The organism is Paraburkholderia sp. IMGN_8, from assembly GCF_038050405.1.
In the GTDB taxonomy this organism is placed as follows: Bacteria; Pseudomonadota; Gammaproteobacteria; order Burkholderiales; family Burkholderiaceae; genus Paraburkholderia.
In genome coordinates, this window is the sequence record NZ_CP150901.1 from 2,830,969 (window position 1) to 2,853,219 (window position 22,251).

25 protein-coding genes are annotated in these 22,251 nt (G+C 61.2%); 10 read left to right on the forward strand and 15 right to left on the reverse strand.

Features of this window, described 5'->3' with window-relative positions; genetic code table 11:
* Window positions 1-54: 54 nt before the first annotated feature.
* Window positions 55-660, reverse strand: coding sequence for a TetR/AcrR family transcriptional regulator (locus WN982_RS33900; RefSeq protein ID WP_341316376.1), 606 nt, complete (start codon window positions 658-660; stop codon window positions 55-57).
* Window positions 661-788: 128 nt separating this feature from the next.
* Here WN982_RS33900 and WN982_RS33905 point away from each other — a divergent pair, with 128 nt between their 5' ends.
* The gene (locus tag WN982_RS33905) at window positions 789-1,712 is read left to right on the forward strand and encodes an NAD-dependent epimerase/dehydratase family protein (protein ID WP_341316377.1); all 924 of its coding nucleotides are present in this window, start codon (window positions 789-791) and stop codon (window positions 1,710-1,712) included.
* 2 nt (window positions 1,713-1,714) lie between these two features.
* Entirely contained in the window at window positions 1,715-2,059 is a 345-nt protein-coding gene (locus WN982_RS33910) for a DoxX family protein (RefSeq protein WP_341316378.1), read from the forward strand.
* Window positions 2,060-2,796: 737 nt separating this feature from the next.
* On the opposite strand, the gene WN982_RS33915 is transcribed toward WN982_RS33910, so the two are convergent.
* Complete coding sequence (locus WN982_RS33915; protein ID WP_341316379.1) at window positions 2,797-3,099, reverse strand: DUF1330 domain-containing protein; 303 nt, start codon at window positions 3,097-3,099, stop codon at window positions 2,797-2,799.
* A gap of 452 nt (window positions 3,100-3,551) precedes the next feature.
* On the opposite strand from WN982_RS33915, the gene WN982_RS33920 reads away from it, so the two are divergent.
* Complete coding sequence (locus tag WN982_RS33920; protein ID WP_341316380.1) at window positions 3,552-4,040, forward strand: SRPBCC family protein; 489 nt, start codon at window positions 3,552-3,554, stop codon at window positions 4,038-4,040.
* 216 nt (window positions 4,041-4,256) lie between these two features.
* Here WN982_RS33920 and WN982_RS33925 read toward each other — a convergent pair whose 3' ends face one another.
* Window positions 4,257-4,931, reverse strand: a complete 675-nt coding sequence (locus tag WN982_RS33925) for a hypothetical protein (RefSeq protein WP_341316381.1) — start codon at window positions 4,929-4,931, stop codon at window positions 4,257-4,259.
* Window positions 4,932-5,292: 361 nt separating this feature from the next.
* On the opposite strand from WN982_RS33925, the gene WN982_RS33930 reads away from it, so the two are divergent.
* Window positions 5,293-6,693 (forward strand): HAMP domain-containing sensor histidine kinase, encoded by a 1,401-nt coding sequence (locus tag WN982_RS33930; RefSeq protein ID WP_341316382.1) that lies wholly within the window; start codon window positions 5,293-5,295, stop codon window positions 6,691-6,693.
* Between the two features lie 2 nt (window positions 6,694-6,695).
* Entirely contained in the window at window positions 6,696-7,721 is a 1,026-nt protein-coding gene (locus WN982_RS33935) for a response regulator (protein WP_341316383.1), read from the forward strand.
* Window positions 7,722-7,740: 19 nt separating this feature from the next.
* Here WN982_RS33935 and cqsA read toward each other — a convergent pair whose 3' ends face one another.
* The 8 genes from cqsA to WN982_RS33975 all read right to left on the reverse strand — a co-directional run bounded on the left by cqsA (window position 7,741) and on the right by WN982_RS33975 (window position 15,328).
* Window positions 7,741-9,030 carry an alpha-hydroxyketone-type quorum-sensing autoinducer synthase gene (cqsA, locus tag WN982_RS33940; protein WP_341316384.1) on the reverse strand — a complete coding sequence of 430 codons (1,290 nt, stop codon included), beginning with the start codon at window positions 9,028-9,030 and terminating at the stop codon, window positions 7,741-7,743.
* Window positions 9,031-9,396: 366 nt separating this feature from the next.
* Window positions 9,397-10,479, reverse strand: a complete 1,083-nt coding sequence (locus WN982_RS33945; protein WP_341316385.1) for a GlxA family transcriptional regulator — start codon at window positions 10,477-10,479, stop codon at window positions 9,397-9,399.
* A gap of 95 nt (window positions 10,480-10,574) precedes the next feature.
* On the reverse strand, window positions 10,575-11,624 hold the full coding sequence (locus tag WN982_RS33950; RefSeq protein WP_341316386.1) for a HoxN/HupN/NixA family nickel/cobalt transporter: 1,050 nt from the start codon (window positions 11,622-11,624) through the stop codon (window positions 10,575-10,577).
* A 41-nt stretch (window positions 11,625-11,665) separates the two neighbouring features.
* A complete protein-coding gene (locus WN982_RS33955; protein ID WP_341316387.1) occupies window positions 11,666-12,019 on the reverse strand; it encodes a nitrile hydratase accessory protein in 354 nt (117 codons plus the stop codon).
* A 9-nt stretch (window positions 12,020-12,028) separates the two neighbouring features.
* Window positions 12,029-12,652 carry a nitrile hydratase subunit alpha gene (gene nthA, locus WN982_RS33960; RefSeq protein WP_341316388.1) on the reverse strand — a complete coding sequence of 208 codons (624 nt, stop codon included), beginning with the start codon at window positions 12,650-12,652 and terminating at the stop codon, window positions 12,029-12,031.
* A gap of 120 nt (window positions 12,653-12,772) precedes the next feature.
* Window positions 12,773-13,516 (reverse strand): nitrile hydratase subunit beta, encoded by a 744-nt coding sequence (nthB, locus tag WN982_RS33965; RefSeq protein ID WP_341316389.1) that lies wholly within the window; start codon window positions 13,514-13,516, stop codon window positions 12,773-12,775.
* Window positions 13,517-13,613: 97 nt separating this feature from the next.
* A complete protein-coding gene (locus WN982_RS33970) occupies window positions 13,614-14,621 on the reverse strand; it encodes a GTP-binding protein (RefSeq protein ID WP_341316390.1) in 1,008 nt (335 codons plus the stop codon).
* Between the two features lie 203 nt (window positions 14,622-14,824).
* A complete protein-coding gene (locus WN982_RS33975) occupies window positions 14,825-15,328 on the reverse strand; it encodes a DUF1097 domain-containing protein (RefSeq protein ID WP_341316391.1) in 504 nt (167 codons plus the stop codon).
* A 512-nt stretch (window positions 15,329-15,840) separates the two neighbouring features.
* On the opposite strand from WN982_RS33975, the gene WN982_RS33980 reads away from it, so the two are divergent.
* The 4 genes from WN982_RS33980 to WN982_RS33995 are packed head-to-tail and all read left to right on the forward strand — an operon-like array spanning window position 15,841 to window position 18,569.
* Entirely contained in the window at window positions 15,841-16,293 is a 453-nt protein-coding gene (locus WN982_RS33980) for a DUF2000 domain-containing protein (RefSeq protein ID WP_341316392.1), read from the forward strand.
* Complete coding sequence (locus WN982_RS33985; RefSeq protein WP_341316393.1) at window positions 16,293-17,024, forward strand: enoyl-CoA hydratase-related protein; 732 nt, start codon at window positions 16,293-16,295, stop codon at window positions 17,022-17,024. The genes WN982_RS33980 and WN982_RS33985 overlap by 1 nt, the downstream gene beginning before the upstream one ends.
* Window positions 17,017-17,739: an NAD(P)H-dependent oxidoreductase gene (locus tag WN982_RS33990; protein WP_341316394.1), complete on the forward strand. Its 723-nt coding sequence runs from the start codon at window positions 17,017-17,019 to the stop codon at window positions 17,737-17,739. Before WN982_RS33985 ends, WN982_RS33990 begins: the two co-directional genes overlap by 8 nt.
* Window positions 17,736-18,569: an AraC family transcriptional regulator gene (locus WN982_RS33995; RefSeq protein ID WP_341316395.1), complete on the forward strand. Its 834-nt coding sequence runs from the start codon at window positions 17,736-17,738 to the stop codon at window positions 18,567-18,569. The genes WN982_RS33990 and WN982_RS33995 overlap by 4 nt, the downstream gene beginning before the upstream one ends.
* Here the strand turns inward: WN982_RS33995 and WN982_RS34000 are convergent.
* From WN982_RS34000 to WN982_RS34015, 4 genes are read right to left on the reverse strand one after another with little or no spacing between them, the layout of a single operon-like run.
* Window positions 18,551-18,805: a hypothetical protein gene (locus WN982_RS34000; RefSeq protein WP_341316396.1), complete on the reverse strand. Its 255-nt coding sequence runs from the start codon at window positions 18,803-18,805 to the stop codon at window positions 18,551-18,553. The two genes, WN982_RS33995 and WN982_RS34000, sit on opposite strands and share 19 nt — an antisense overlap.
* Window positions 18,806-18,818: 13 nt before the next feature.
* Entirely contained in the window at window positions 18,819-19,724 is a 906-nt protein-coding gene (locus WN982_RS34005) for an NmrA/HSCARG family protein (protein WP_341316397.1), read from the reverse strand.
* Between the two features lie 40 nt (window positions 19,725-19,764).
* Window positions 19,765-20,370, reverse strand: a complete 606-nt coding sequence (locus tag WN982_RS34010) for an FMN-dependent NADH-azoreductase (RefSeq protein ID WP_341316398.1) — start codon at window positions 20,368-20,370, stop codon at window positions 19,765-19,767.
* A gap of 21 nt (window positions 20,371-20,391) precedes the next feature.
* On the reverse strand, window positions 20,392-20,970 hold the full coding sequence (locus WN982_RS34015) for a YceI family protein (RefSeq protein WP_341316399.1): 579 nt from the start codon (window positions 20,968-20,970) through the stop codon (window positions 20,392-20,394).
* Between the two features lie 186 nt (window positions 20,971-21,156).
* On the opposite strand from WN982_RS34015, the gene WN982_RS34020 reads away from it, so the two are divergent.
* Window positions 21,157-22,080, forward strand: a complete 924-nt coding sequence (locus WN982_RS34020) for a LysR family transcriptional regulator (RefSeq protein WP_341316400.1) — start codon at window positions 21,157-21,159, stop codon at window positions 22,078-22,080.
* Window positions 22,081-22,251 lie beyond the last annotated feature (171 nt).

Here is a 22,251-nt window from a genome sequence, read left to right on the forward strand (position 1 = left end):
GCTACAAGCTGTTGCGCTCCGCATGCAGTGGCTCGACATCTTATGCGGCGCTCCTTAGCGAAGTGCAGCCGCCACCGCCTCGTCAATCTGCAGTGCAAAGCGCGCTTCAACATCGGGCACCGTGTAGCCAATTGACAGTTCCAGATACGCGTCGCCTAGCACCAACTGAACGAATGTCGCTGCCCGCAATGCAGCAGTCGATTCGTCAAATCGCTTTCGCAGAATTTTTGCGGCGAAGGCACGCACGCCCTTTGCACCATTTTCGTAAAACACCTGGCCGAGTTCCGGAAGACGCTCGGCTTCAGCAACGATGGCCCGGTAAAGCCGCAGATAATCCGGCGCGATGAGGATTTGTGCCAACACCCATCCCAACTCGCGCAACTCGACTTCGGGTGATCCATCGGATTGCTCGTCCTGAGCGCTGGCAAGAAGTCCGCCCACCTGAGCGCACATCGAGCTCACCAGACCAACGAAGAGCGCCTCCTTCGACTTGAAGTGGCGGTAGACCGTCTGTTTGCCGACGCCAGCGGCCGCGGCGACATCGTCCATCGTTGCCAGGCCGAAACCCTGGCTTAAAAAAACGGTTTTCGCGCCGTCGAGGATGGCGGACCGCTTACGGCGTTGCAGCGGGCTCAGGTCGGGGAGAGAAGAAGTGTCCATGCCAGATAAATAACAGATCGCCGAGTAGTTGACAAGACTGGCCAGTCTCGTTTAGAGTTGCCAAAACGAGACTGATGGGTCTCGTTTGTGTGACTATTCAACTTCGCAGCCAATCATTGGAGAACGCTTTGAAACTGTTCATGACAGGTGGGACTGGCTTCATCGGGCAAGCGGTCGCGCGCAAGGCAATCGGCCTCGGCCATCAGGTGACGGCGCTGGTGCGCGAGGACAGCTCGGCTGCCGCCAGCGCGCTGGCACGTCTCGGTGTGACACTGCATTCCGGCGACCTGCGCGAGCCACAGTCTTTCGCTGCGACTGCCGGTGCCGCTGATGGCGCGGTGCACATGGCGTCGACCAACGATGCTTCCGCCGCTGCTGCTGACGAGGCCGCGGCTGTAGCGATGCTTTCGCATTTGCATCCGGGCGCGGCGTTTGTCTATACGTCGGGCACCTGGGTCTACGGCAATACGGAGGGGGAGCCCGCGACTGAAGCATCGGCGCTGAATCCGACACCACTCATCGCCTGGCGGCCCGCAGTGGAGCAACAGGTGCTGGCGCTAGCAGCACGCCGCTCGATTGCTGCAGTGATCCTCAGGCCGGCGATGGTGCACGGCTACGGCGGCGGCGTCTTCGGCATGCTTGCCGGCATGGTCCGTCAGACCGGCAGTGTGAGAGTCGTCGGCGATGGTCGCAACCACTGGCCTGCCGTTCACGTCGATGATCTCGCCACGGCCTACCTGAGCGCGGTGGAGCGGGCGGCAAGCGGGGACGGTCGAGTCACGGGACAGATCTTCAACGTGGTCGCGGAAGATGCCGTTGCCGTTGCCGAAATGGGCGAAGCGATTCGGGCCTCGGTCGGCGCCGACCGCGTCGAATTTTGGCCGCTCGACGATGCTCGCAAATCGCTTGGACCGTTCGCTGACGCACTGGCGCTCGATCAGACAGTAAGCGGCCAGCATGCCCGGCGAGTTCTTGCGTGGGAACCCCACGGCCTCGGCCTGATTGCGGACCTCTCTGAACAAAAGCACTTTCAGCAAAGCAACGGAGCATGACCATGGCGTGGGATAGTGCATCTTTCGAGTCGATTCTCGCGATGATCGTAGCGGTTCTGTTCGCGGTTGCTGGGGTGGTCAATCTTGCAGGACGCGGCGCGGTGAAGCGCGACTTCGCGCGCTGGGGTTACCCGGCATGGTTTCATTTGCTCTGTGGCGCTCTTGAGCTGTTGTGTGCGGCACTTCTTTTTGGACAACAAACCAGAGTCTTGGGCCTAACGCTGGCCGGTGCGATCCTGGTCGCCGTGCTCTTCACGTTGCTACGAAACCGGGAGCCGTTCGGGCATGTCGCCCCGGCGCTGATCTTCTCGGCTCTCATTGTGGCTACTGTGGCGCTCCGCGGTTGAGGCTTGCTCGCCACCAGGCGAGTGAGCCCGGGACGCTAACAGGCCGCGCGGGCAATCCGTGCTGCAGGTACTTGAAATGCGCACACGGATAGCGGCATTGAAGCAACTCCAGTTTGATCACGTGCGTCATGCGTCCGTTTTTTGTAGCGATAGCTGGGCGCTCCAGGTCGCCTGCCGCAGAACACCGCGCCCTCCGAAAGCGGCAACTCCACCTTACTGTAGTTGGGGATGGCGCTTTCGGGCGTATATAAGACGACGGAGATTCCATTCACCTGAAATCGAAACGAACGCATTGTTCCGTGGGTAACACCATATTGGGTTCCCTCGGTTTTCACCCCTATCTTAGTGCACTCTAACTCGGCTACTCGGCCTTCCAGCTGGACGATCTGCGCGTGCCGCAACCGATCCATGACGTCGTCCGAGAGATTCTCCTGGACATCGTTAGGCGTACCGGTTGAGGAAGGGTGATTTCGTGTTTTGAGTCGGTGCGCCATTCGCTCAGGGAAAAGTACAATTGACGAAGAATGCCACGGCCTAAAGGGCCGACGCAATCACGAACATCGTGATCGGTTTGGCCCAATGCTAATGACCGACGCCGACCGGTTTATGCTTGTCAAATAGCCTTCGATCGGCCATGAACGGTCCTTCGCGATCGATTCGCGAAGGACCGTTCACGAGGGAAGGACAGCCTTTCGACGGTCGGCTGTAACCGACAACTCTTCCGCCTAAATCACTTACTACGAGGATACGGCCGCAACCCCTTCGAGCGCGATAATCCTTGTCGTCGCACATTTTTCACGGATCGCCTTGAGGCGGGCGTACTCTGGCGAGTCATACCAAGCCATTAAGGAGTCCATATCCGGGAACTCAACGATGACGAGACGATGCGGCTGCCAATCGCCTTCAAGAACTTTGGTTAGACCACCACGGCCCAAATATTTTCCGCCGTAGCGCGCCTCGGTAGCAGGTACTTCTCGTTTGTACTCTTCAAAAAGGACGGAGTCTTTTACATCGACATCGGCAATCAGGTATGCAGTCATGGCGCTATCCTATTCGCGGTAGTCCCCACCGCCCGCTGTCACTGCTTAATTGTAGTCAGCAAAGGTGTCAATGTGGTACAGAACCGCGATTTCTGAAAAGACTGCTTGCCAGCCTGCATGGTCGAACAACCGCAAAGGCGGAACGGTCGCCGATCGCGGCGCGAGTATGGCCGCTCTACCTGGAATAGCTGCCGTTCGCGCGTGAGGCCCTCTACGGCTGAGAAGCGTCGACATGAGGCGGTCGCGTCAGCAGTCGGCCGGGTTTGGTGGAGGTGAAGCTCTCGGCCGTCGGCTCTCGTGCACTGGCCGGCTACCTCTAGCTGCCCTACATTTTGTTGCAGATGGCTCGACGAGATATCGAGTGGTGGAAACGCGGTGCTGTTTCGCCGGTGATGGCAAGTGCAGTGAGCATCTGACAAAATCTCTAGAAGAATTCTAAGAACGGAGGCAGCTTGCGGACGGTCGAATACCGGTTTTCCACCATTTGGCGCATCGATGCGCCAGTGCAGGAAGTTTGGGCGGCAATCCAGGATTCGGCGCGCTGGCCCGAGTGGTGGAATAACGTCGAGCGCGTGGATCAGCTGGAGGCGGGTTCCGATCAGGGCGTGGGCGTCGTACAACGCTATACGTGGAAAGGCTGGTTGCCCTATCGCCTCGTGTTCGATATGCGGGTGACGCGCGTCGACCCGTTGGTCGCGCTGGAGGGGGAAGCCAGTGGCGACGTCGAGGGCGCCGGCCGGTGGAGCTTTTCGACCGACCGACACAACCTTACCGTGGTCCGCTATGACTGGTGCGTGCATACGAACCGCGCATGGATGAATGCATTGGCGCCGTTGTTGCGACCGGTTTTCCAATGGAACCACGATGCAGTGATGCGCGAAGGCGGCGCGGCGCTAGCGCGGCGGCTGGACGCGCGGCTGCTTGGCATCGAGCATGGATGAAGCCAGCGCGGCAATGGATTGAACGCTCTGCAACGTTCCCCCTTTACCTCGAGGTATCTCCTGGCATCGAGGCAGATGATGCGCTTGAGATGGTGGAGCAGACTGAAGTTTGAACCCAGGCGCCGCCGGATGGCGATCGACCATTGGTCGCTGTCCGGCCACGAGCGGTCCTTCGAACCGCTAAGTCACGCGAGTGGCCATATGGGAAAACGCGCGCTATGGTTTCACCGCGTAACGCACCAGTTCGGTTGCGGTCGTCGCGGGTACGCCCTTTCCGGCCAGGCGGCCTTGAAACTCCTCCCGGACAACGCGCTTGACGGCAGGGGCATACCACAGTGTCTCCTCCATCGGTCCACCTCCAGCGCCAGATTGCGGCGACCAGACTCCCCTCATCCTGATCCTGATCGCGGAGAATGAGCCTGCCCCTGTCTTGATCGCCTCCACACCTTCCACTTCGCACTGGGCTCGCCGCAGCACAGTCGTGCCCGCTTCGCCGGCGGCCTGGCAGTCCGCCTCATAGCGCGTTCCGGCTCGCAGCGGAAAATGAAGCGCGATACTGCAGGCGTGCTGGGCGGCCTCGTTGGGAATCACGTTTGCTTCAGAGGTCAGTTCTACACGCCCGCCTCCGGGTCCTAACAGAAGAGATGCACTCCCATCGGCATGGACGGAGGTCACGGTTTGCGTGATGGTTTTACTCTTTCCGGACAGCAGGTCGGACCACAGATAGGTCCAGTTGTCTCCTGTCCTGTAGTGCGGCGCATCCTGAGGCAGAAGGATGGACTCTGCACCGGCCGCGGAACTGGTTGAAGCGGCAAACCCCGCCGCCAGCAGGCACACGGCCGCCCGCGAGCCGATATGCATGGACGAATACACGCTTTCGATTGCTTTCATGTCTACCCCTCTTGTTCACGGCTTCGGGTTGAACAGGCGCGAATCGAATTCGACCATTTGCAAAATCGACCGTTCCGAGGTGAATGAACCGCCTCACATATCGCTGCAAATATCGGGTGGTTCCCGCCTCAATTACGAACCGCCATTTGATTCAATACGCATACGTACCAGCTCATTCTTCCCCTGGTTACAAGACCATGTACGCGGATAACAGTTGGCAAAGCGGTTGAAGGCAATGATTTGCCGTGACATCGGCGTCACCTTAGGTCAAGATTTGTGCCGGGGCCGTGGCAAATAACTTCGACAGGTTGGTAAATTGGGGCGCACAAATGCGCGCGCCATATAATCCAGATGGTGCCGCGTGAAGCATCCGCCGGAACCTTGCCTGAGAAACCGGGTAAATCCTTTTCTGGAAGTAATGGACACAACGAGAATACCAACGCAGGGCGCCCGCACGTTGATGCCGATCCGCCTACTCCTTGCCCAGGTGTTCGCTCCTGCCTTGCGAAACCTGCAATACGTGAGCCGCCGGATGCGCCCCTTCTCGATCATTGCGATCGTCGGCTTCCCGCTCTATTACTATATCTGGAACGATCTCTTTCCCCAGCCTTACGAAAATCTGCCGCTGCGGCTGGTCGGCTCCGCGCTGTTTATTCCCATTCTATTTTCCGACCGCTGGCCGTCGTGGGCGAAAAAGCTCATGCCGTACTACTGGTACGCGACAATCTTTTACTCACTGCCGTTCTTTTTCACGTTCATGCTGTTGAAAAACAATGGCTCGAACGTCTGGGTCGAAAGCGCGCTGATTGCTGCTTTCGTCATGGTGTTGCTGCTCGACTGGCTCATGCTGCTGCTCAATTTCCTGATCGGCATTGCTCTGGCGTACCTCGCCTATTGGGCAACAACCGACGCTGTCAGCGTGAACACGTCGTATCTGATCCATCTGGCGATTTTTTCGTTTGCGATAGCGATCGGCGTCATCGCCAACTATGACACGGAGCGTATCCGGGTCGAGCAGGAACGGGCAATGCTGGCAACCGCCGGTAGTATTGCCCACGAACTGCGTACCCCGCTACTCGCAATCCGTGCCGGCGCCGCGGGCCTCGGAAGCTACCTGCCTTTACTACTCGAAACGTACGGCATCGCTCAAGACAGCGGGCTACGTGTTCCCAAGATCCGCGCCGCTCACCTTCGTTCCATGGACGGAGTACTCTCCCGCATTGAGCAGGAGGCTGTTCATTCCAATACCATTATCGACATGCTGCTCGCGAACGCACGGTTCACCGACGGGCATTCCCAACAGGTCACACATTGCTCGATCAGGCAATGTGTGGAGACCGCGCTCAACCGCTATCCATTTCGCGCAGGAGAGCAGCAACGGGTGCTCACGGATCTCATCAATGACTTCACGTTCGAAGGCTCGAGCATGCTGGTGGTCCATGTGCTCTTCAATCTGCTAAAAAATGCGTTCCGCGGAATGGCAGATGTCGACAGCGCCCTGATCTCGATCCGGCTTGCGCCTGGACCACGCGCGAACCAACTCCTCTTTCGCGATACCGGCGTCGGCATCGCGCCCCATGTACTTCCCCACATCTTCACGCGCTTCTATACGTCATCGGCTGAAGCAGATGACGCCTCCGTCGGCACCGGCATCGGCCTCGCATTCTGTCGTGACGTCATGCGCGTGATGGGCGGCTCCATCGACTGTACGTCTATCGAGTCCATGTATACCGAGTTTGTGTTGACCTTTCCCAGGCCATGATGATGGATACGATCAAACCATTCTATTTTCCGACAACGGTCACGTTCGTCGACGACAACCCCGCATTCCTGTCGAATCTGTGCCTGCAACTCGAACCGAGCCTTGCCTTCCGGCTCTTCAGCTCGTCAAGGGAAGCCCTGCGGTTCGTGAATGAACGCCCTCGTCCCGGTGCACCTGAGGAACAAATCTTCGCTCCGTACCGGGACCGAACCGATGAGGACGAGGCTCAGCACGTCATCGCGATGAGCGTCGACACCGTCCGCAATCAGGTGTTCGACAACGACCGGTTTCAGGCAGCATCGGTTGTCGTCGTGGATTACGACATGCCAGGGCTGAATGGTCTTGAATTCTGCCGCCACATTACTGACCCTGCTGTACGCAAGATTATGCTGACCGGAAAGGCGAACGAGCACATCGCGGTGGAGAGCTTCAACGAAGGCATCATTCATCGCTTCATTCGCAAGCAGGACACATCGGCCATTAGTGCTTTAAATCGCGCGGTGCGCGATATGCAGCATGCATACTTCGATAACAGGTGTCAGTCCATCCTCGACACGCTGGTGACATCGGAATATACGTTTTTGCGTGACGAAGCGCTGGTCGCGCGGGTAAGAGAACTCTTTGATTCGCTCGGTATTGTTGAACATTACCTTTCATACTCGCCAAACGGGCTACTCATGCTCGACAGTACCGGCAAGTCCTATCTGCTGATTGTCCACACGAACGAAACGCTGCGGGGTCTGCGTGAGATAGCCAGCGTACAAGGCGCACCAGTGGGCTTTTTCGACGCCCTGGACAGCGGCGGGAGTTTGCCGTACTTCTGGCAAACCAGCGGGTATTTCCCAGCGGACGGCATCGCGTGGGAGAGCCATATGCACCCGGCAACACAGTTTACAGGGCAACAGACTTACGTTTATGCCGTGATTCCCAACCCGCCCGGGCTTGATCTGAGCCACGTGCTGAGTTACGACCGCTACCTTGAGTGGCTGGACCGCGACATACAGAAGACATGGAGTTCACTCATGTGAACTCCATGTCATGCCGCTATCAGACCGCTAACGCACTGTCAGCCGTACTTTGCTCATGGCTGTGTCCGCGGGACGACAGCCGGGCCCCGAGGCGCCGGGTGGAGGGCCATCTGTCAAGCTCAGCCTCGCCGCGAATGTCACGACAGACGCTCACAATCCTTTCGATCTGGGCGTCGGTCAACGCAGCGTGGATCGACAACCGGATCAGCGCACGATTGCGCGCCGTCGCCGGTGCACAAAACACGGAACCGAAAATGCCCCGTGACTCCAATGCATCGCGTAACACGATCGTGCGCTGTTCCGTACCCGCTTCGAGCGCGATGATCTGGCTCTCACCGTCATTCAGGTTATACCCAAGCTCCCTCAACCGCTCCCGCAGCCAGGCGGCATTCGACGCAAGTCTCGTGCGCCGTCGGTCGGCACATTCGATCACCGACAGCGTCGCGTCCAGCCCACTAATCTCATGAGGCAACAGCGTGGAACTGAAGATCGCAGGATTCGACTCGAACTTGAAGTACTCCTGGAAACTGGCTGGACAGGTGATGAAGCCAGCCCGGCCGACAAAAGCCTTCGCAAGACTTGCTGTGCGGAACGCGACACGAGACTCAAGTCCAAGTTCGACAACAAGTCCCGCTCCACGCGGACCATGCGTGCCGAGCGAATGCGACTCGTCGACCACGAACACGCACTTATGCCTTTCGCATACATCGGCGAACGTGACAAGCGGGCATACGCTACCGTTCGTGCTGTAAACCGAGTCGGCCAGCACGACCCCTTGCCCATGCCGCGCGATCTGATGCTCGAGATGCGCCGTGTCGTTGTGCCTGAACGGTATCGGGATCGCGCCCGCACTGCGGATACCCTCCCACAACGACATGTGCGCCATCATGTCCACGTAGACAGGCGTTCGTGCCGAAGCGATCGACTGGATCAGTCCGATATTCGCCGTATAGCCGGACTGACATAGCACCCCTGCCTCTGCGCCCATGAACGTCGACAGCCGGTTTTCGAACTTCAACTGCGGGCAATCACCGTGCAGGAAGATGCCCGACATCAGCAGTCCGTTGCCGTCCGACCGCAATGTTCGGCCCATACTGCGAATGATGTCGGGGTGGCGCGCGATCGCGAGATAGTCGTTGCTCGACAGATGCAGCGCATCCGGTCCCGGGATGCGACCGCGCATGATGTGCCCGCCTCCCCACGTTTCCGTTACCCGCTCCCGGTAATATTGCTCGATGCGCGAGGCCACAAATGCAGGAAGCGATGGGGAGGTATGGTTTTTTTTCAAGCTGTCAAAAACGGCTTTCATTTTGGCTCCTTAAGGTTAGCTGCTGCCCGTAGCGGACAGCAGCCCCATAGTGAGCCAGTCGTTTTTTCCCCGTGTGATCTGTCACCGGCGCATCTGCCTTTAGTTCAACCGCTGCCCCCGTGGATCGACGAAACTGTGCTGCGAAGGCAATCCTCGCGCGTGCAGGCAACGGCGCCTATGAGCGTCTCTGAAATTTGAACCATTGACCTGATGGCGGAAGCTTGACATCTGGAGTCACCGACCTTTCCGGACGTGGTCAATGGCGTCGCCGTGTTCAGGCAGCGGACACGAACGGCCGCTTCGGAGATGTTCCGATATCCGATGAGGGTCGACTGCGGTGGTCGCGGCGCGACGCGTTGAAGCCGTTTAATGCAGATCCTGCGATGCCGGTGCGTCGCTCGATGCGCTGCGCGCAGCGGACCGCTTCGGCGCCTTCTGGACCGCAGGCTTTGCCTTGCGCGGCGCGCGCTCGGCGTGCGCCTTGGTTTCGGTGCGAAAGCGGTCGCGGTATTCGGCGGGATTGATCTGCAGTCGGCGTGCGAATACCCGGCGCAGCGCATCGGTGCCGTCGAATCCGCAGCGCTTCGCGATCTCGCGCAGCGACAGATCGGTGGCTTCCAGATAGCGACGCGCGGCGTCGATGCGCGCGTTGCTCAGGAACGTGATCGGCGTCACGCCGCATTCCTTGATGAAAGTCCGCGCGAGATTGCGCGAACTCATATGGACGCGTTCCGCAAGCGACGCCACTGTGTGATCGACATGCAGGTTGTCGAGAATGTACTGCTGCAGCGCAGTCGTCTGCGATCCCGGCGCCGCCTGCGATTCGAGCAGCGGGCTGAACTGCGACTGGCCGCCCGCGCGGCGCAGATAGACGATCAGGTATTTCGCGACGTCGAGCGCCATCACCTTGCCGAAATCTTCCTCGATCAGCGCGAGCGACAGGTCGATGCCGGCGGTCACGCCTGCCGTCGTGTAGATGCTGCCGTCGTTGACGTAGATGTGATCGGGCTCGATGCGTGCCTTCGGGAAGGTCGCCGAGAGCCTCGGTACGTCCATCCAGTGAGTCGTGACCACGCGGTTGTCCAGCAGACCGGCGGGCCCAAGCGCGAACAGGCCGTTGCAGATCGCGCAGACTCGCCTCGCGCGCCGGTACTGCTGGCGCAGCCATTCGCTCAGCGCGGGGTCCTCGAACGCATCGAAGATGCCGAGGCCACCTGGCACGATGATCGTGTCGAACTCGGGACATACGTCGAAGATCGTGCGATCCGGCATCACCGTCAGCCCACTGGAGGATTGCACGGTGCCGCGTGTCGTACCCACGGTGAGCATTTCGTATTCGCACCCGCCGCGGCTCAGGATCCGGACTTCGGCGAATGCATCGCGCGGGCCCGCGATGTCGAGCAGCTGGAAGCCGGGAAACACCACCATGCCGATCTTGATACGCTTCATCGAGGTCACCCGCGAATACGTGAAACGGTTGAACGCTAACGTGGGTCGTCGCGCGGCGGCGACCTCGCGGCGCGATATGCCGCGCGACGCGCCGGTCAGGCCGTGGCGACGTCCCGATCGTACCCGTTGAGTTTATAGAGCAACGCGGAGACGATCCAACCGACAATAAAGATCCCGACGATCGCGTAGCCGAGCATGCCGAAGTTGTCGTTGAGCGTATCGACGAAATGCCAGAACGGCCCGGACAGGCTGAGCGCCTGACTCGCGATGCCAAGCGCCTCGATCCCGCCGATCAGCAGCGCGACGACCGTCGAGATCAACGTGATCGTCACGTTATAGTACAGCTTGCGTAGCGGCCTCACGAAGGCCCAGCCGTAGGCGCCGAGCATCAGGATCCCGTCGGTCGTGTCGACGGTCAGCATGCCGGCGGCGAACAGGCAAGGAAACACGAGGATCGTCCACATCGAAAAGCCTGCCGATGCCTGCGACGCCGAGGTGCCGAGCAATGCCACTTCGGTCGCGGTTTCGAAGCCGAGCCCGAACAGAATGCCGAGCGGGAACATTAGCCAGCTCGAGCGAACGAGACGAAACAGCGGTTTGAAAACGCGGGCGAGCAGATTGCCGTCGAACTGCAGCAGCCGCGAGTCGCCGATCGGCTGCGCCCGTCCGCTTCTCATCCGACGAAAGGCCCGCACCAGGTCCGCCAGCAGCACGACGTTGACCGCGCCGATCGCAAGCAGGAACGACGCCGACACCGCGGTGCCGATCATCGCCCCCGTTTCCCTGAACGCATCGAAATGGTGAACCAACGCCTTCGTGGCCACCGCGACGACGACGGCGCCGACGACCACCGTCAGCGAGTGCCCGAGCGCGAAGAAGAAGCCGACGGAGACGGGACGCTTGCCATCGTTCATCAGCTTGCGCGTGACGTTGTCGATCGCCGCGATATGGTCCGCATCCATCGCATGACGCAGGCCGAAGCTGTACGCGAGAAACGCCGTACCGGCCAGCGCCGGCGACGTGCGCAGGACGACGCATGCCCACGCCCATGCGAACAGGTTGATCAGCCCGAGTGCCACATACATCGTGACGATCCTGCCTCGCGTCGAAGCGGCGGGGCGCGCGGTTCCGGTTAAGCTGGTCATCACGGGTTTCCTTTGTAGTCTGTACGATTTGACATCGTGGATCAGCAGGCGATAACGGGCGCAGCCCGGCGGACGGCCAGCACGCGCTCGAGTTCGGCCGCGGAGAGCGTGCCGCTCGACTCGATCACGCTCAGCAAGGCCTCGAGAAAGCGCTCGTAGTAGTCCCAGCGCGGCTGGTTCGCGCAGTCCAGCGCTTCCCATCGGGCGATCGACGCGATCAGGCATTGCCTGAACGCTTCCCACTCGAAACAGCCCGCTTTCGAGAGCGACAGGGCAAGCCCGAACACGTCTCGTTCCCAGCGGTTGGTGAAGAGCAGCTTGCCGTCGAGGCGTGGCGGCGAGTCCGGATCCCCGAGCATCGATGCCGTGGCGTATTCCTCGAATCGCGTGAACATTGCGCGCTCCTAGGCCGGTGGCGCCGCGACGAGCGCGACGCCCATCATCGATTCCGGTGTGACCAGCGCGGCAAGTTCATCTTCGCTCATGCCTTCGGTGTTCGCCGGGCGTTCGGGGATCACAAACCAGCGGATCTGCGCACTGCTGTCCCACACCTTCACTTCCTTCGTGTCCGGCACGTTGACACCGAACTCGCGCAGCACGGCGCGCGGTTCGCGCACGCCGCGCGCGCGGAACACCGGGTCCTTGTACCAGTACGGCGGCAGACCCAGCACCGGCCATGGGTAGCACGAGCACAGCGTGCAGATGATCAGGTTGTGCACCTGCTCGTCATTGGCGACCGCCGCCATGTGCTCGCCTTCGGCGCCGGTCATGCCGGCCGGCAGATCCAGTTCGGCGATCGCGCCCGGCGTGTCCGCGACGATCCGCTTCCTGTACTCGGGATCGACCCACGCACGGGCCACGATCTTCGCGCCGTTGAACGGACCCGCGACGGTTTCGAAATGACGCAGCACTGTGTCGACCGATTCGCTGCCGATCACGCCTTTCTCGATCAGCAGTGCTTCGAGCGCACGCACTTTCGCTGCGCTGGTTGCCTCGCGGTCTTTCGGAAAGCCAAAGATTTCACTCATGTCGTTTGCCTTGTGTCGACCGGAGTTAGCGCTTTAGCTGTCGACCAGAGTTCGCGCTTTAGCGCGTTACTCCGGTCCCATGCAAAGCACTTACTCCGGTCCCATGTAAGATAGTTGCGCTCAGTTGGCGGCCTGTACGTAAGCTTCGTACAGGTCCGCGTAGATGGTCGTGTTGGGTTCGCTCTTACCCGAGCCCCAGATGTCGGCGGCGTCGAATGCGATCCGGTAGACGGGCATCGGCTTGCCGATACCGTCGACGCCCGTCGATACGAAGTACGAGAAGCTGCCCGGATAGACGACGGCGACGGTGCCGGTCTTGTTGCGCAGGTAGCCGGGAAGGCGCGTGTGGTCGACCGCCTCCGGGTCGGCAATGCGAACCTTGTCGCCTGCTGCGAAGCGCGGCGCGCGATCGGGTTCGTGATAGCCGGAATCGCCCTGCTGCAGATACGCACTGATCTGCGCGGCAATCGGCGCGCTCGGACGATCCGGTAATACGGCATTCGGGTGCGCGCGATAGAACGCACTTTTCTCCTCGAGCTCTTGCGCACTGATATAGCCCGAGTCGACGAAGAACTGCGCGATGCCGCCGAGCCACTTCTCGTAATAGCGATACTTGAAGTATTCGAACGGCTGCATGTCTTCCGCGCCGGTGCGCAACGACGCCCACGTCCAGTCGTTTTTGAACGTGGTAGGCAGGTCCTTGATGGAATAGGCGGGCAATGCATCGGCGAGATGCGCGCTCTCGGCCATCATCGCGGTGTGAATCCCGAAGATGCGCTGCTCCCATGGCTCGGCGAAGACCCGCGTATCGAGATTGACGGGTCCGAGGTTCTCGATGCCTCCAAGATGGTGCTGTAGTTTCACGGTGTACTCCTAACGGATGATGAAGGTCCTGCGCGGTGAAGCGCATTGTTCGCGTGACGCTGGATGTGGGTTGCGCTCGTGTAGCGCGGTGTTGCCGTTAGCCCGAGAGGTCTGCCATGGCCGGTTGCGCCGCGGCGCCGGCGACACAATCGAGCAGGCCTGCGTGGAGCGCGTCCGCATCGAGCGCACGACCGATCACGACGAAGCGACTCTCGTGCGCCTCGTCCGTGGTCCAGGCGTTGCCGAAACTTGTCTCCATGAGCATGTGCACGCTGTGAAAATGCAGGCGCCGCGATTCACCGCTCACGTTCAACACGCCCTTCATCCGCAGCAGCGTCGCGCCATGCGACTGCACGAGCTGGTTCGCCCAGCGGTTGAAGCGAACGCCGTCGAGCTCGCCGGGGATATGGAATGCGCAGGACGCGATGCTCGTGTCGTGCTCGTGGTCGTGTTCGCTTTCGGTGAGCAGGCCGGGCTCGACGGCAAGCAGGTTGTCGATCGAGAAGCTGCGCCGGCCTAGTAGCGTGTCAATCGCGACGGCGGAGCGCATCGCGAAATCGAGCGTGGCGGTCGGATTCAGCCCGCGGATGCTGGACTCGAGCGCGGCGAGGGCGGACGGTGCGACGAGATCCGTCTTGTTGATCACGATGCGATCGGCGAACACGATCTGCTCGCGGGCGATGTCGTCGCTCAGCTGGCCGTGCGCGTGCCGTGCGTCGACGACCGCGATCACCGATTCCAGTTCGACGCGCTCGCGCACATCGGGATCGGCGAGGAATGTCTGCAAGACCGGCGCGGGATCCGCGAGACCAGACGTTTCGACGATCAGCCGCTCGAGCCTGTCTCCGTAGCGCGCCAGCAGTTGCAGCACGCTCTCGACGAGGTCGCTGCGGACCGTGCAGCACACGCAGCCGTTGTTGATTTCGATGACCGCTTCCTCGTCGGCGACGATCAGTTGCCCGTCGATACCGACTTCGCCGAACTCGTTGACCACGATGCCGATCGGCATCGGCCGCGTGCGGTCGAGAATGTGGTTGACGAGGGTCGTCTTCCCGGCGCCGAGGAAGCCGGTAACGACGGTGGTTGGGATCTTCCTGATACGCATCTTTCGACTCCGTGGGCGCCGGGCAGCGCTGATATATCAACAAAATAACGGCTTTCGCGTGGCAAAACCGCCGCTGTCCCGCCGCGTAGCGACGTTGGCAGAAACTGCATGTGCGGATGGCTAAAAATGTCGAAACAGACCAATACGGTCAGATTGACGCCTTTCTGCGGTTGCGTGCCGGGAGCGGGCGGCCGCCCGCGAAGCTAGTTGAGGCGCACTTCGCGCTTGAAGGTCAGCGCGTTGCCGATTACCTCCGACACGAACCCGAACACCGCGCCCGTCACGAGCGCGGCGGCGGCGGCCAGCGCCGGGTTGGACAGGCCTGCGGTGGTGATCGCCTTGCCGGTGGCCACGGTGGTGCCGACAGTCGCGGCGAAGCCCCAGACGATCGCCGGCAGGACGTCGAGCAGCTTGATCTTCGACGCCTGCACCATCGCCGCGCTGCCGATGCCAACGCATATCGCGATCGCGATGGCGGTGTTGCTCGTCGTCGCGATCGCGAGCAGCGTCAGCGAACTGATCACGAGGCCGGTGAGATTCGACGCGACGCTCTTGACGAATCCCGCCGTTCCTCCGCCGAGCACGAAGAACGATGCCCACGCGATGAACGTGACCCAGACCGGGACGGGGAAGACCGTGCCGGTCAGCCAGGTATCGACGACTGCCAGCACGCCGATGCTGAGCGTGTATGCCTCTGACTGTTTCATGACTCTCTCCTGTTGACGATCGATGTGTTGAGGGATGTGGACATGCGCTTGCACGGGGCATTTCTAGCGACTTCCACGCCGGACCTGCGTCGCTGTCCGTGTCGTACAAACAATTGGCCGGAAACGAAGGACCCGATGTCCAAAATGGAATGAACGATGTTTGACGGACAGAAATGGCTTGGAGCAAACGGGTTTTGACGGAGCCGCGAGGTCGGGAAAAGGGTTTTCGATCGGTCCAGGGTGGTGCGCGGGTCACTCAAATCGTGCGTTGCGCATCGATCTGGATGCATGCTGGCGCGCCAGGGCAGTGCAGCGCGTGGGGATGTGGCGGTTGTGCGTCGTCTTGTCTCCATGCGTCCTGAAACGCCGGCGTGCAACGCACTGAAACGAGGTGGAGGTTCGTGCGTGTCATCGTCGCCGACACGACCTCGGCTCGCTGCAAGATCGTTCAATACTTTTGGCCTGAATCTACCTAGCATTCCCTCCATCGCTTATTTTTCTGGAGAGATGCTTTGTTATTGCAAAACGAACCAGGCGGCGCTAACGCCATTGAGGCCCCGCCCGAGCCGGAGCGTTGTGTCATCGTCGTGGACGAATCGCTCCCGCCCGGCAAAGCCTCGAACGCCGCTGCAGTGGTGGCGTTCACGCTGGGCCAGCGCCACAGCCATCTCGTCGGAGAGCCCTTGCGAGAGCAGGACGGCACGGCGCACCCTGGTCTCATTCCCATTGGCATCCCGGTTCTCAAAGCCACGGCCGATCAGTTGAACGCGCTGCGCCAGAAATCGCTCGCGCACTGCGACGTGGTCGACTTTCCTGTGCAAGGACAGGCCACCGTCGACTACGACGCCTTTCTACACGCGGTGCGCGTGTTGCCGGGCGAGTCCCTCGAGTACCTGGCAGTCGGACTGGTCGGGCCCAGGAAGAAGGTCGGCAAACTGGTCGGTGGCTTCGCCCTGTTCGCATGATGGGTGCAAACCTCACCGCGGAGCTCCACGGCCAGGTCTGGTCTGTGGGCATAGACCGTCCGGAAAAGCGCAATGCACTGAACGTCCCTCTGTTCGAAGCGTTGGCAAACACCTTGCGCCTGGCGCAAGGAGACGTGCGCGTTCATTGCGTGCTGCTGCACGGAACCAGCGAATGTTTTTGCTCGGGCCACGACACGGCCGAGTTCGGTTCCTTGTGGCCGCAGGCAGCCGACGGCGCGGTCGCGCGCTGCATCGAGGCCTTCGCGGACCAGCCCAAGCCGCTCGTGGCAGCTGTCAATGGCGCGGCGGTCGGGTTTGGTGCCACGATGCTGCTGCACGCCGACTGGGTGGTCGCCGGCGAGGGGGCCATGTTCCGCTTTCCGTTTGCCGATCTCGGTATCGTGCCCGAAGCCGGCGCAACTGCATTGCTGGCCCGCCGGGTGGGCGATTTGTGCGCACGCGACTGGCTCATGAGCGGCCGGCCGATAACGGCCGCGGAGGCATTGCAGCAGGGCTTCGTTTCGCGCGTGGTGCCAGACGCGGATGTGCGAGCAACTGCCGACGAATACTGCGCGCTGCTATCCGCCAGGCCGCCGACAGCGTTGCAAAGTATGCGTCGCCTGTTGCTGGAGGGCGCCACGCTGCCAGCCAGCGAAGCCATCCAGCGCGAGCTTGCCCACCTGAACGCCTTCATTCCTGCCGTTACCTGGCGCTCGATCCCTCATGCATAAAGTTCACGTCGTCCACGCCCACCCGGAGCCGCGCTCCTTCTGCACGGCCATGGCCCATGAAGCCCGACGCCTGCTGGAGTTGCGCGGCGACGACGTGAGCTTTTCAGACCTCTACGCGCTCAACTTCGATCCCGTGGTGCGCGCCAGCGATTTCGCCGAACGCGCCAACAGCGACTACCTCGTCTACGCCAAGGAGCAGCGCCACGCACTTGAGCGCAACGCCCTTGCTCCCGACATCCAACGGGAGGTCGACGCGCTGCTAGCCAGCGATACGCTGGTGCTGGTGTTTCCGCTCTACTGGTTTTCGGTGCCTGCGCTTATCAAGGGATGGATCGACCGCTGCTTCCTGTCCGGCGCGCTGTACGGCGGCAAGCGCATCTACGGTCGCGGCGGCATGGTCGGCAAGCGCGCGGTGGTCGGGGTAAGCCTGGGCGGCCGGGAGCACATGTTCGGGCCGCAAGCCATACATGGAGAGCTTGCAGGCGGCATGCTGCGTCACCTGCTACAGGGGACCCTGGGTTACGTCGGTTATGAAGTGCTCGAGCCGTTCTTTGCCTGGCACATTCCTTACTGTTCGCGCGCTCAGCGGGTCGACACGCTCAAGCGTTGGGGCGACTTCATCGCCCATCTCGACGAGCAACCGCGCATGCCGATGCCGCGGCTAGAGGAATATGATGAGATCTTCCAGCCACTTCCAGGGGCAGCCTCACCATGAACACCACTGGACCGACGAAGTCGATCAAGCTCTGGCGCGCGCCAGACGTCATGGACGCCGTCATGCTCAAGGGCGAGTTCGTCGGCCACCGCTATCCGCCGCACGCGCACGACACGCATTGCCTTGCGGTGATTACGGGTGGGGCGCTGGCGGTCGAGGTTCAGGACCAGCGACGCGTGTGCCGCCGTGGCGACGTGATCATCATCGATGCCGACGTGGTGCACGCCGGTTCGGCCGCCGGCGATGGGCAATGGAAGATGCGCGTGGCACATGTACAGCCCGCAGCCCTGGCCGCCTACTGCGAGAGGCTCGGCATTCCCCGACGCGAGCGGTTCGACATGCGGAGTCCGTTTATCGTCGACGCCGAACTGTCACGGCAGCTCTACGGCGTGAACTGGTGTTCCGAGGTGGACGAGGACAGCTTCAAGCGCAGTGAAACGCTGGCCCGCGCTGTCATCGGCATGCATGCGCGACACGCGGGCCGGTCTGCCGCCCTGCCCGTTGTGCGCAACGAGCCGGCGCTGGTGCGTGCGGTCAAGTCCCGCCTGCGCGACGAACTGCACGCACGCCTGACCTTGTCGACGCTTGCGTGCGAATTTGGCGTGACGCCTTTCGTGCTGCTGCGTGCCTTCGTGCGCGACGCGGGATTGAGCCCGCATGCCTTCCAGCAACAGGAGCGCGTGCGCAGTGCGATGCCGTTGTTGCAAGCCGGCAGGCCCATTGCGGAAGTGGGCGCGCGAATGGGTTTTGCCGACCAATCGCACTTCACGCGCGTGTTCAAGCAGCAGACTGGCGTGACGCCGAAGGTCTATCAGGCCGCCTTCTCATGACGCGGCGTTTCTCCCCCCGTCGCCGTGTGTTGCTGGCCGACGGCCTGGATCGCTGACGTTCCGATCCCGGAGATCTGGTGAGCACGTGTGACCGTCCGCCCCGCCCTCGCGCGGTCCGCCGGCGAGGTGAACAGGTTCATGATGAGCGACAGCGACACGGCCGACACCACTGCACCGCCCATGCAGAGCACGATGAGGGCAAACCAGCGTTTGCGTTCGTCGATGCCATGCATCATGGAACGGCTCCTTTCAGATGGCTGCCGGGATCGCGAAGTTCGCTTTGGCCCATGCGGCAAACTTCGTCGGCTGCTGGCCGGCGACTTTGTTGGCGAGCGCGATCGCGTCGCGCGAATCCGCGCCGAGATACGTGTGTGCTTCGAAGTAGGCGAGCATCGCCGCGATACCGTCGGCGTGCGGAAACCAGCCGGCAAAAACCTCGCGCGGGACTTGCTTGAACGACAGCGTGTTTCCTTGTTGATTCAGGGTGGCGATGATCTCGTTGAAGCTCAGGAAATCGCCGACCAGCGGCAAATGTTCGCCGCGCCCCGCGAGTTCCGGCTGCGCGAACGCGCCGACCACGAGGCGACCGAGTTCAGTGATGTCGCCCATATGGATGACGCGCCGCTCCGGATCAAGCGGCAGCGCCCAACCCACGGTGCCATCCGCTTGTTTCTGCGGAGCCATTAGGCCGATCAGGTTTTGGTAATAGAACGGCGCGATCACGAACGTGTGGTACGCAAATCCGGCTTCGCTGACGATGGATTCGACTTTCGCCTTGGCCGTGAAGTGCGGGACATTGATCGTGCCGCCGCTGATCGTCTCCACATTGGGAAGCGTCGACCAGATGACGTGCTGTACGCCGGCGTCTTTCGCCGCGTTGACGGCCGCGAGCGCCTGCTTGGGCTCGTCTGCTTGTGCTTCCCAGGAATTGGTCACCAGGAAAGCTCCATGTGCTCCGGCAAAAGCGGCTTTAAGCGTTTCCGGACGATTGAAATCCGCCAGAACGACTTCGTCACCCAGCTTCGGATGCTTGGCCGGATTGCGCGTCAATGCGCGCACTTTGAATTGACCGCTCGCCTGCAGCGCGCGCACAACGGCGCCGCCTTGCTGACCGGTTGCGCCGACGACGGCGATGAGCTTCTGAGTGTTCGACATGGCTGTTCTCCAGTGAGTATCTTGTTGGAGCGGTGCTACCTCACGCAGCGAGCGCGGCGGTCTCTTTCTTCGCCGAGTCGATGGCCCCGCTGCGTGCCTCCGGACCCATCGCCACACCTTCCGCACGAATGAAGGTGATATCCGTGATGCCCAAAAAGCCGAAGGCTGCCTTCAGATAGGTTTCCTGATGATCGAAGACGGCGGCTGGCGAGCCTTCGCTGTAAACGCCGCCGCGCGACGAGGCGATGACCAGCTTCTTGCCGCCGCACAGTCCGACCGGGCCGTGTTCCCCGTAGTGGAACGTCTTCCCGGCGACGGAGATGCGGTCGATCCAGGCCTTCAGTTGAGAGGGCACGCCAAGGTTGTACATCGGCGCGCCGATGACCACGATGTTGGCTGCCAGGAACGCCTCGAGCGCGACCTGGCCCATGGCAACGTCGGACTTCAATGCATCGTCGACCGGAGCGCCTTGCACGGCTGCGAGGTGTGCTGCCGTCAGATGGCCGATCGGTGTGGCGGCAAGATCGAGACGAGTGACCGCAAGGTCAGGATGGCGGCCCCGGAAGGTCGCGACGACATCCGCTGACAGATCACGGCTGACGGAGCCTTGCCCGAGGATGCTGGAATCTACGTGTAACAGTTTCATGAGACTTATCTCCGAACGAGATTACTGCTTGAGTGCTTCGGCCGAGATGAGCAACTTGGTCTTCATACTGAAGCCGTACGTCTTGCCAAAGTCGACGCCGAAGTCGCTGCGATCGAATTCGCCCACCGCGTCGACGCCGCACACTTCGCGCTTGAGCATCGGATGCGGCATGCACTTGAACGAGTCGATATTCAGCGTCAGCGGCTTGGTCACGCCGTGCATCGTCAGATTGCCGACGACCTCGGCCGGCTTGTCGCCCTTGAACTTGATCGTGCCCTTGTAGGTCGCTTCCGGGAACTTCGACGCGTCGAAGAACTGATCCGCCTGCAGGTACTGGTCTAGCTTCGTGCTACCCGTGTTGACCGACGCAATGTCGGTCGTCACTTCAACGGTGCCGGTCTTTGCCGCGCGATCGAGCGTCACCGTGCCCTGCGACTTGTCGAACTTGCCACGCCAGACCGACAGGCCACCGATGTGGTCGGCCTCGAAGCTCGGGTACGTGTGGTCCGGATCAAACTGGTACGTCGACACGTCCGCGAATGCCGAAAACGACAGCGTGGCCGCGAGTGCACCAGCCGCAATCATCAGATGCCTCTTCAAATCAATCTCCTTGAAACGTTAAGTTGCCGCGCCCGTGCGCGGTATCGGGTGATGCAACGCCACCGCGAAGCGGGAGAGTGACTTTTTACGGCCGCATTCTGTGTGACGCCTCAAGTATGGGGATCAAAAGCGTTTCGCACTAGACGGTAAAATAGGATTTGATTAATCCATTTATGGAGAAATATCATGCTCGATCTGAATGATCTGGCGATGTTCGTCCAGGTGGTCCGCGCCGGCAGCTTCTCCGAGGCGGCGCGCCGTCTGCGCATGCCGGCGAATACGCTGAGCCGGCGCATCGATCAACTCGAAGGGCAGCTCGGCACACGTCTGCTGCATCGCTCGACACGCAAACTCGCGCCGAGCACGGAAGGTCAGGCGCTGTTCGAGCGCTATGCGCCGGCGCTTGACCAGATCCTCGAGATCGGGCGGCTCCATGCAGATGAGCAGGCACCGTCCGGCTCGGTTCGTGTCGCCTCGATGGCAGGCCTGTTCGAACTCATCGGCATGGAATGGCTGGTCGAGTTCTACACGCGCTATCCACACATCAGCCTCGACTTCCTGCTCGACGATACGCCGACCGATCTGATCTCCGAGCGCATCGATCTGGCCTTGCGCATGGGCATCGAGACCGGTAGCGGCTTTAAGGTACGTCGGCTGGCGCCGAGTGCAATGATCCTCGCGGCGAGTCCGGCCTATCTGAAAAGGCGCCCTGCACCACGCACGCTTCGTGAACTGGCCGAACACGACTGTTTGACGATTTCCAATCGCCAGGGTCGCAACATGTGGCGTCTGCAGGGTCCACGCGGAAGTCAGGAGGTGTCGATCAACAGCCGGTTCGCGGTCAACGACATGCGAGTGCTGGCGCAGGCTTGTATAGCTGGACTGGGTATTGCGTTACTGCCGCAGTTAATAGTTGAGCCAGTCATCGCGCAGGGGAAACTGGTGCGCGTGCTGCCGACCTATCGGCGCGAGAGCACCGGCCTCGGCCTGCAGCTCGTCTACACGAGCCGCCCACCGGTGCCGCCCGCAGTAGCGGTCTTCGCCGAATTTCTTTTGGAGAAACTGGGCGAAGCGATGATAAACCCCTCAAAGAACGATGCCAGCCGATAAGTTCGTCACCCTACCCAGGGCGGGCGAAGCGTAAGAGTCGATTCACCGCCGAACAGATCTTCGCACGCGCATGTCAGCGATACGACGGTTTCACTTTGTTAGCGCTATATTTACTGACACATCCGCGGAACACGGGCTAGACCACGCGAGCAACTGTACTTTAATGGCCGC